Source organism: Candidatus Andeanibacterium sp., from assembly GCF_057143545.1.
Genome location: NZ_DBNHSF010000076.1, coordinates 1 through 9,915, shown reverse-complemented (window position 1 = coordinate 9,915; position 9,915 = coordinate 1). Strand labels below are relative to the sequence as shown.

Genomic DNA, 9,915 nt, shown 5'->3' with positions numbered 1-9,915 from the left:
GGTGATCGAACGGGTATCCTGCACCTAGTGAGCGATTGGGTCCATCACCACCGGCACGGCGCGGTCGGGCATCTTTCGCTCAACCGGCCTAAGGCCCTGCACGCGCTCAACCTCGAAATGGTCGAGGAAATGACGCGTGTGCTGCTCGAATGGCGCGACGATCTGGATGTCGAGCTGGTCATCCTTGACCATGCCGAGGGCCGCGGCTTCTGCGCCGGGGGCGATGTCGCGGAGGTGCGCCGTTCGGTGCTCGAGGATGGCGGCGCGGCGGGCCGCGCCTTCTTCCACGCCGAATACCGGCTCAACCATTTGCTGTTCACCTATCCCAAGCCGGTCGCCTGCTTCATGGACGGGGTCACCATGGGCGGCGGGGTCGGGATTGCCCTGCCCTGCCGCTATCGCGTGGCGACCGGGGATACGCTTTTCGCGATGCCCGAGGCCGCGATCGGGCTGTTCCCCGATGTCGGGGCGGGCTGGTATCTCGCGCGGCTGCCCGGACGGCTGGGGCCGTTCCTCGCGCTGACCGGCGCGCGGCTCGACGGTGCCGAGTGCCTCTGGGCGGGCCTCGCAACGCATTATTTGCCGCGCGGGATGCTGGCGGAAGCAAAGGCGCAGATTATTGCCGATCCGGCTTCAATCGAGACTATATTGGACAATATGTCCGAAATATCACCGGTTCCCCGCCTCGCGACGAACGCAGACCGGATCAATCACCTGTTTGCCTCCGATCAGTTTGAGGACATTCTGTCCTCCCTCGCGTCCGATGCGTCCGACTGGGCCCTGAAGGAACTCAGGACACTGCAAACGAAGAGCCCGCTGACCTGCAAAGTCGCCTTGCGGCAGATCGCCGAGGCGCATTCGATCACGGATTTCGCCGAGGAAATGCGGATCGAATACCGCCTCGCCAGCCGGATGATCATGGAACCCGATTTCGCCGAAGGCGTACGCGCGGTGCTGGTCGACAAGGACAACGCGCCGCACTGGAATCCCGCGATGCCTGAGGGCATAAGCGAAGCGAAGCTGGACGCGCTGTTCGCGCCCTTGCCGCCTGACCAGGAATGGACCCCGCTATGACTTTCCAGACCATCCTTGTCGAACAGCGCGATGCGGTGACGCTGGTCACGCTCAACCGGCCCGATGCGCTCAACGCGCTCAACAGCCAGGTGCTGGCGGACCTGATCGCCGCCTTCGCCGCCTACGAGGCGGACGACAGCCAGCGCTGCCTGGTGCTGACTGGAAGCGAGAAGGCCTTCGCCGCCGGGGCCGATATCAAGGAGATGGCCGACAAGGGCTTTGCCGACATGTATGCGGGCGACCTGTTTGCCGGCTACGACCTGATCACCGCCACCCGCAAGCCGTGGATCGCCGCGGTATCGGGCTATGCGCTGGGCGGCGGGTGCGAACTGGCGATGATGGCCGATTTCATCATCGCGGCCGACAGTGCGAAATTCGGCCAGCCCGAGATCACGCTCGGCATCACCCCGGGGATGGGCGGATCGCAGCGCCTTACCCGGGCGATCGGCAAGGCCAAGGCGATGGAAATGTGCCTCACCGGGCGGATGATGGATGCGGCGGAAGCCGAACACGCCGGCCTTGTCGCCAAGGCGGTGCCCACTGCTGACCTGCTCGACACGGCACTCACCACCGCCAGCAAGATTGCGGCCATGCCGCCGCTGGCGGCGATCGCATGCAAGGAAATGGTCAATGCCGCATTGGAGACCAGTCTCGCTCAAGGAATCCTGTTCGAGCGGCGGCTGTTCACCGGGCTGTTTGGCACCGAAGACCAGAAGGAAGGCATGGCCGCCTTCGCCGAGAAGCGGCCGGGAAAATTTACCGGCCGGTAATACCTTCGCCCAGCTTCCCACAGGCAAAGAAATTCTGCCCCGTCAGACCCTTGCCCCGGGCAGGCTTAAGAGGCAGATGCGCGGTCTATTATGCAGAAGCTGACCCATCTCGACCGGCTCGAGGCCGAAAGCATCCACATCATGCGCGAGGTCGTGGCCGAGACGCAGAAGCCGGTGATGCTCTATTCGGTCGGCAAGGACAGCGCCGTCATGCTGCACCTGGCGCGGAAGGCCTTCTTCCCCTCGCCGCCGCCCTTCCCGCTGCTCCATGTCGATACGACCTGGAAGTTTAAGGACATGTATGCCCTGCGCGACAAGGCGGCCAGGGATGCCGGGATGGAACTGCTAGTCTACCAGAATCCCGAAGCGGAAGAGCGCGGGATCAACCCGTTCGACCATGGCCCGCTCCACACCGACATGTGGAAGACCGAGGGGTTGAAGAAGGCGCTCGACCTGTATGGTTTCGATGCGGCCTTCGGCGGCGCGCGGCGCGACGAGGAAAAGAGCCGCGCAAAGGAACGGATCTTCTCGTTCCGCACGGCCAGCCATGGCTGGGATCCCAAGAACCAGCGCCCCGAATTGTGGAACCTCTACAATGCCCGCAAGGCCAAGGGCGAAAGTATCCGGGTGTTCCCGCTCTCGAACTGGACCGAGCTTGATATCTGGCAATATATCATGAAGGAGGGGATCGAGATCGTCCCGCTTTACATGGCCGCCGAACGCCCGACCTACGAGATGGACGGCCAGCTGTTCATGGCCGACGATCCCGAGCGGCTCGAACGGGTCCTGGGCAAGGCCCCCGCAACGACGATGCGCTCGATCCGCTTCCGCACTTTGGGCTGTTTTCCGCTGACCGGCGCGGTCGAAAGCAAGGCCGCGACCCTGCCCGAAGTGGTCCAGGAAATGCTCCTCACCACCACCAGCGAACGCCAGGGCCGGGTGATCGACAAGGATTCCGGCGACGCGTCGATGGAGAAGAAGAAGCAGGAGGGGTATTTTTGACGCGTCACGGAACAGCGAAGCTTTCCGAAGCGTCAACCCCCGCGCAGGCGGGGGCTGATGGCTCTTGTGCAGTGAAAGCGGGATTCCCGCTTTCGCGGGAATGACGAATTATGGATGAGTTGTCCTACCAGACCGACGCCCTCATCGCCGAGGATATCGAGGCCTATCTCGACTTGCACCAGAACAAGGGGCTGCTGCGCTTCATCACCTGCGGCAGTGTCGACGACGGCAAATCGACCCTGATCGGGCGGCTGCTCTACGATTCGAAGATGATCTTCGAAGACCAGCTGGCCGCGCTCGAAGCCGACAGCAAGCGGGTCGGCACCAGGGGCGAAGAGATCGATTTCGCGCTGCTGGTCGACGGACTCGCGGCCGAGCGCGAACAGGGCATCACGATCGACGTCGCCTATCGCTTTTTCTCGACCGAGAAGCGCAAATTCATCGTCGCCGACACGCCAGGGCACGAACAATATACCCGCAACATGGTCACCGGGGCCTCGACCGCCGACCTCGCGGTGATCCTGATCGATGCGCGCAAGGGCGTGCTGCCGCAGACCCGCCGCCATTCCTATATCGCGCATCTCCTTGGCATCCGGCACATCGTGCTGGCGGTGAACAAGATGGACCTCGTCGATTACGACCGCGAGCAGTTCGAAAACATCGTCGATGATTACAAGGAATTTGCCCAGGGTATCGGGATCGAGACCTTCACCCCGATCCCGATCTCGGGAATCGCGGGCGACAACATCACCGATGCGCCGTCGGCCAACACGCCGTGGTACAAAGGCCCGAGCCTGATCCACCATCTCGAAACGGTCGAGATTGCCAACACCGCCGCCCAGGCGCGCAGCTTCCGGATGCCGGTGCAGTGGGTCAACCGGCCCAATCTCGACTTCCGCGGCTTTGCCGGACTGATCGCATCGGGCGAGATTGCACCGGGCATGAAGGTGCGGATCGTCCCTTCGGGCAAGACCAGCACGATCCGGACGATCGTGACGCAGGACGGCGATCTCGAGCGCGCGGTGGCCGGGCAATCGGTCACGCTGACGCTGGAGGACGAGGTCGATTGCAGCCGCGGCGACGTGATCGCGATCGCCGACGATCCTCCCCAGACCGCCGACCAGTTCGAAGCCTCGATCGTGTGGATGAGCGACGAGAAGCTGATCCCGGGCCGGGGCTATTGGCTCAAGCTTGCGACCCAGACCGTCACCGCCACGGTCGCCGAGCCGAAATTCGAGATCAACGTCAATACGATGGAGCACCTTGCGGCCAAGACGCTCGAACTCAACTCGATCGGGATTTGCGAGGTCACCACCGACCGCGACATCACCTTCGAGCGCTACGAGGATTCGCGCCAGCTGGGCGGGTTCATCCTGATCGACAAGCTCACCAACGCCACGGTCGCGGCTGGAATGATCAATTTCAGCCTGCGCCGGGCGCAGAACGTCCACTGGCAGGCGCTCGAAATCAGCCGCGAGGAACATGCCAAACTCAAGAACCAGAGGCCGGCGGTACTGTGGTTCACCGGGCTGTCCGGCTCGGGCAAGTCGACCATCGCCAATATCGTCGAGAAGAAGCTCCACCGGATGAACCGGCACACCTTCCTGCTCGACGGCGACAATGTCCGCCATGGATTGAACAAGGATCTGGGCTTCACCGAGGCCGACCGGATCGAGAATATCCGCCGGGTGGGCGAGGTTGCCAAGCTGATGGCGGATGCCGGGCTGATCGTGATCACCGCCTTCATCTCGCCCTTCCGCGCCGAGCGGCAGATGGTGCGCGACATGCTGCCCGACGGCGAATTCATCGAGGTCCATATCGATACCCCGCTCGAAGTGGCCGAAGCGCGCGACGTGAAGGGCCTCTACAAGAAGGCGCGGGCAGGCGAGCTCAAGAATTTCACCGGGATCGACAGCCCTTATGAAGAGCCGGAGAAGCCGGAAATCCGCATCGACACCACCGCAGTCGATGCCGAAGAGGCGGCCGACCTGATCATCAAGCAGCTGATCCCGTGAGCGATTGGAGCGACGCTGAGCTTGCAGCCCGGCTCGCACAGGCGGCGGGGCGAATCCTCCTCGAAGTCCGCGCTTCGGGCATGTTCGAAGGAAAAGCGCTGGGCACTGCCGGCGACGAGGTTTCGAACAGGTTCCTGGTCGAGGCTCTCAAGGCCCACCGCCCCGATGACGGATTGCTGTCCGAGGAAAGCCGCGACACGCTTAGCCGGCTCGACGAGAAGCGCGTGTGGATCATCGATCCGGTCGACGGGACCCGCGAATATGGCGAGGAGCGCAGCGATTGGGCGGTCCATGTCGGGCTGGCGGTGGGCGGCGTTGCCGAAATTGGCGCGGTTGCCCTGCCGGGGCTCGACAGCGGGGTGGTGTTCAGGTCAGACCAGCCGGTGGAACTCGACAGCCATCTCGGCCCGCCCCGGCTCGTGGTCAGCCGCACCCGCCCCGCCGCGGAGGCGGTCGCGGTCGCGGACAGGCTCGGCGGAGAACTTGTCCCGATGGGTTCGGCCGGAGCCAAGGCGATGGCGGTGATCCGCGGGGAAGCCGACATCTACCTTCATTCGGGCGGCCAGTATGAATGGGACAGCTGCGCCCCGGTCGCGGTCGCGCGTGCGCATGGCCTCCATTGCTCGCGGATCGACGGCGGTCCGCTGGTCTACAACCAGCGCGACACCTATCTTCCCGACCTCCTGATCTGCCGCGAGGAATGGGCCGATCCGGTGCTCAAGGCGGTAGCGGAACTCGCCTGAATTGCGATAAGTCAGTGTTCAAGAGCCCCTCGCCCTCTTAGTAAAGAACAAGAACATCCAGGAGAGCCTCCTTGGCCAAGAACAACACGATCACATTCTACGACCTCGCCCTGTCGACCGGCGCGACCATCAGCCCGTTCGTCTGGGCGACCAAATATGCCCTCAAGCACAAGGGCTTCGACCTCGATGTGGTGCCCGGCGGCTTCACCAGGATCATGGAGCGTACCGGCGGCAAGACCGAGCGCCTGCCGGCGATCGTCGACGACGGCAAATGGGTGCTCGATAGCTGGGGGATCGTCGAATATCTCGACGCCGAATACCCGGCGCGCCCGATGCTGATCCCGCATGAGAGCGTGGCATCGGTCACTCGCGCGCTCGATGCCTGGTTCTGGGGCGCGGCCACCGGTCCGTGGATGCGCTGCTTCTGCGTCAATTACCGCGACCTCGCCAACCCTGAGGACCACGAATACATCACCCATTCGCGCGAGAAGATGCTCGGCATGACGCTGGAGGAGATGCAGGCCGGCTGGGAAGATCGGCTGGCGGGGATCTCCGCCGCGCTCGAACCGCTCCGGATCGCCTTGCGCGAGACCAAATATCTCGGCGGGCACACGCCAAACTACGCCGATTACCGAATCCTCGGCTCGATCCTGTTCACCGCCTCGGTGTGCAAGACCTCGCCCGTCCTCGCCGATGACGACCCGTTGCGCCCGTGGATCGACAGCCTGCTCGACATGTATGACGGCTTGGGCCGCCATCCCGGCCTGTTCCCCCTGTTCGGGCTCAAGCAGCGCGAAGGCGATCCGGCGCTGTTCATGCCGCAGGGCCAGGGCGGAATCCATAAGCGCAACACCGGCCCGGCCTCGACCCAGGCCGAGACGCAGCGGATCACCGAGGGCATGAAGCAGGGCTAACCCGCTTGCCACCAATTGGACGGGAGCGTAGCGCTCCTGTCATGACAAAAACGCCCCAGCAACCGATAACGGAATGGTCGTCCGAAGGACTCGAACGCGAAGTCGCGGTCGAGAACTGGCGCAACTATTTCGCCGAACGCCAGGGCACCCCGGTCGAGGTCACGGTCCATGAACCGGGCAGTTTCACGGCGCGCCTGCTCAACCGGGGTGTCGGCCAGGTTAGGTTGATCAGGTTGCAGGCCCCGGCCCAGCGGGTCGTCCATCTCGCACCGCCGGTGGGACCGCGCAGTTCGGATCACCTGATCCATCTTATCCATGCATTGCGCGGAACGATCGACGTAGCGCTGGGTGATGCAACCGTGAAAGTGCGGCCGGGCGAAGCCATCCTGATCGACAATTCGCGGCATTATGTGCTCGACATGAAGACCCCGCATGAGGCGATCGACCTGATCATGCCGCTTCACTGGATCGAGCGCCACCTGCCTTCGATCGGGAGCAGGATCGGCAAGCCGATAAGCATGCGCAAGGGTTGGGCGCCGCCGCTTGCAAGCCTGATGGAAACCATCACCGTGGAACAGGGCGACTACCCGGTGCCAAGGCCGCTCATCGCCGAACAATTGGGCGCTTTGCTGACGCTGGCCATCGGGCTCGAAGAGGAGCCGGCAATCCAGCACACTGCCCGGCTGGTTCAACAGGTCATGGCGAGGATCGAAAGAGAATATGGTGATCCGGAACTGAGTCCCGATCGCGTCGCGCGAGAGCTCAACATCTCGAAACGCTATCTCCAGAGCCTGTTGGCCAATGCCGGCACCAGCTTCGTGCGCGAACTGACGGCGGTCAGGCTCGACCGGGCAAGCGAGATGCTGACTGAATCCGCGACCCGATCGCTGTCGGTTGGCGAGATCGCGTTTCGCTGCGGCTTTCTCGATCCCGGCTATTTCACCCGGCAGTTCCGCAAGCGCTTCGATGCCACCCCGCGAGCATGGCGCGGGATGAGTTAGGCCGGTTGCCGGGCAGGAGGGTTCCGGGCGGTATTCCAGCCCATGTCGGACAATCGCGCTTGCGCATTTGTCCCATTCGCCGTGCGTCCAAATCCTTCAGGATTTCTTGATCCAGGGAGATACTTAGCATGCGAAAGATGCCAATGGGCCTTTCGGGATCGTGATTAGGCCACCGGCTGCCAGGCTCAAAACGCGTTGGCGAGCATGGCGGGCGGTGGCCTGATTGTCTTCGGCTTGAAAATGACTCGCCGCGCCCGCACAGAAGCTGCCATAAGAAGCATGCCAAGAATTGTACCAGGTGAGAGACATGTCCGAAGAGAAGAAGGGGTTCCCCCTCCCCAGTTCGCTCAAGGTGGTGCCGGGAACGGAAGCCGCCCAGAGCGCATATCCCTACTACACCCAGTTCGTGCCCGAGGATGACCAGAAATTCTGGTTCTACAACTCGATGCATTTCCCCGAGCCGATGCATCATTTCGACATGATCACGGCCGAAGCCGCCTATGTCGCGCTGGGCGCCTTCAACACCCGCGTTCACGTCCTCCCCACCGCCAAGGGGATCGACCACCGGATCATCAACGGGCGCGTCTATATCGGCGGCGTCGCGGTGACCGATCCGGCCGAGATCGAGGAGCGCATTGGGGAATTCCAGCAGCGCGCCTTCTATTATTACGAGCACTGGGAGCGGCTTTACGACCAGTGGAAGGACAAGATGAAGGCGCTGATCGCCGATGCGCAGGCACTGCCCAGGCCCGAACTGCCCGATTACGAACCGCTCGAGACCGTGCACTCGGGCAAGGGCGTGGCCTCCAACCACAACCTGCTCGACATCTACCAGAAGCAGGTCGAGGGCTACCACCGGATGTGGCACCACCATTTCGAGTTCCTGCTGCTCGGCTATGGCGCCTACATGACCTTCTTCGATTTCTGCAAGAAGGCCTTCCCCGAGATCAGCGACCAGGCGATCAGCCGGATGGTCGCGGGGATGGAAGCGGAGATCTTCCGCCCGGACGAAGAGGTCAAGCGGCTTGCCCGCCGGGCGATCGAGCTCGATGTCGACCGGCACTTTACCGACGGGATGGATATCGACCAGGTGCTGGCCGATCTCGACGCACTGGGCAATTCCGGCAAGGCCTGGCTCGACGAGCTCGAGACCAGCCGCAACCCGTGGTTCAATGTCAGCTCGGGCGACGGTTTCTATCACTATCACCGCAGCTGGAACGACGACCTCTCGCTGCCGTTCGCGGCGCTCCCCGGCTATATCGAGAAGATCAAGGCGGGCACCAATATCGAACGCCCGACCGAACAATTGATCGCTGAGCGCGAACAGCTGGTAGCGGATTATCGCGAACTGCTCGACACCGAAGAAGACAGGGCGACCTATGACCAGCTGATCGGCCTCGCCCATCGCGTGTTCCCCTATGTCGAGGGGCACAAATTTTACTGCGAGCACTGGTATACCAATTTGTTCTTCAACAAGATCCGCGAATTCGGTTCATTGCTGGCCGGGAGAGGCTTCTTCGGCCCCGACGGCCGCGAGGACGACGTGTTCCACCTCACGCAATACGAGCTTGAAAGCGCGATCATCGACCTGATGCTCGGCTGGGGGATCGGCGCTGAGCCGCGCGGTCCCAGGCACTGGCCGGCGATCGTTGCCGAACGCAAGGCGGCGATTGCCGAATGGACCAAGCATTCGACGCCTCCTGCGCTCGGGGCGGTGCCCGATCATATCGACGACCCGGCGATCGTGATGCTGTGGGGTATTACCCGCGAAAACCTCGACACCTGGCTGGCAGCCGACGACGAGGAAGATTCCAACGAACTCAAGGGCTTCGCGGCCTGCCATGGAGTTGTCGAGGGAACGGCGCGGGTGGTCAAGTCGGTCGAGGAAATCGGCCGCCTGCAGCAGGGCGACATCCTCGTCTGCCAGGTCACCAACCCGACCTGGGCGCCGATCTTCCAGAAGATAAGCGCGGCGGTGTCCGATATCGGCGGGTCGATGAGCCATATGGCGATCGTCGCGCGCGAATACGGCCTCCCGGCCGTGGTCGGGACCGGAAAGGCGACCCAGAGGATCAAGGACGGCCAGCGCATCCGCGTCGATGGCGGCCGCGGGATCGTGACCATCCTTGAGGAAGAGCCGGTCCTCGAGGAAGCGTGATGGTGCGAGCGGCGTTCAATCGGTCCTCCCCCATGGGGGGAGGTGGCAGCCGCGCAGCGGCTGACGGAGGGGTTTCGCCGTATCGTGAGGGGGACACCCCTCCGTCGAGCGCCTGCGGCGCTTGCCACCTCCCCTCCCAGGGGAGGATCGGGTGAGCACTGCTTCCATCGCCTGGTTCGGCGAGGTCGGGATCGCCGACCGTCCGACCGTTGGCGGCAAGGGCGGCAGCCTTGGCGAA

General features: G+C 63.3%; 8 protein-coding genes. All 8 read left to right on the top strand.

The features are described from left to right. A partial coding sequence (locus AC16XC_RS04770) for an enoyl-CoA hydratase/isomerase family protein (protein ID WP_484033500.1) occupies nt 1-1,074 on the top strand: 1,074 nt, incomplete at its 5' end. Beyond that, complete coding sequence (locus AC16XC_RS04765; protein WP_484033499.1) at nt 1,071-1,844, top strand: enoyl-CoA hydratase-related protein; 774 nt, start codon at nt 1,071-1,073, stop codon at nt 1,842-1,844. The genes AC16XC_RS04770 and AC16XC_RS04765, both read left to right, overlap by 4 nt. Nucleotides 1,845-1,934: 90 nt before the next feature. Then, nucleotides 1,935-2,846: a sulfate adenylyltransferase subunit CysD gene (gene cysD, locus AC16XC_RS04760; protein WP_484033498.1), complete on the top strand. Its 912-nt coding sequence runs from the start codon at nt 1,935-1,937 to the stop codon at nt 2,844-2,846. Nucleotides 2,847-2,956: 110 nt separating this feature from the next. Beyond that, on the top strand, nt 2,957-4,861 hold the full coding sequence (gene cysN / locus AC16XC_RS04755; RefSeq protein WP_484033497.1) for a sulfate adenylyltransferase subunit CysN: 1,905 nt from the start codon (nt 2,957-2,959) through the stop codon (nt 4,859-4,861). Further along, a complete protein-coding gene (locus AC16XC_RS04750; RefSeq protein WP_484033496.1) occupies nt 4,858-5,604 on the top strand; it encodes a 3'(2'),5'-bisphosphate nucleotidase CysQ in 747 nt (248 codons plus the stop codon). The genes cysN and AC16XC_RS04750 overlap by 4 nt, the downstream gene beginning before the upstream one ends. A 71-nt stretch (nt 5,605-5,675) precedes the next feature. Continuing rightward, nucleotides 5,676-6,518, top strand: a complete 843-nt coding sequence (locus AC16XC_RS04745) for a beta-etherase (RefSeq protein ID WP_484033495.1) — start codon at nt 5,676-5,678, stop codon at nt 6,516-6,518. A gap of 41 nt (nt 6,519-6,559) precedes the next feature. Further along, on the top strand, nt 6,560-7,519 hold the full coding sequence (locus tag AC16XC_RS04740) for a helix-turn-helix domain-containing protein (RefSeq protein WP_484033494.1): 960 nt from the start codon (nt 6,560-6,562) through the stop codon (nt 7,517-7,519). Nucleotides 7,520-7,826: 307 nt separating this feature from the next. Continuing rightward, a complete protein-coding gene (locus AC16XC_RS04735) occupies nt 7,827-9,677 on the top strand; it encodes a PEP-utilizing enzyme (RefSeq protein WP_484033493.1) in 1,851 nt (616 codons plus the stop codon). Nucleotides 9,678-9,915 lie beyond the last annotated feature (238 nt).

Excerpts from the sequence above, each read along its gene's own strand:
- AC16XC_RS04765 (WP_484033499.1), top strand. The coding sequence starts at position 1,071 with ATGACTTTCCAGACCATCCTTGTCGAACAGCGCGATGCGGTGACGCTG.
- cysD (WP_484033498.1), top strand. The coding sequence starts at position 1,935 with ATGCAGAAGCTGACCCATCTCGACCGGCTCGAGGCCGAAAGCATCCAC.
- cysN (WP_484033497.1), top strand. The coding sequence starts at position 2,957 with ATGGATGAGTTGTCCTACCAGACCGACGCCCTCATCGCCGAGGATATC.
- AC16XC_RS04740 (WP_484033494.1), top strand. The coding sequence starts at position 6,560 with ATGACAAAAACGCCCCAGCAACCGATAACGGAATGGTCGTCCGAAGGA.
- AC16XC_RS04735 (WP_484033493.1), top strand. The coding sequence starts at position 7,827 with ATGTCCGAAGAGAAGAAGGGGTTCCCCCTCCCCAGTTCGCTCAAGGTG.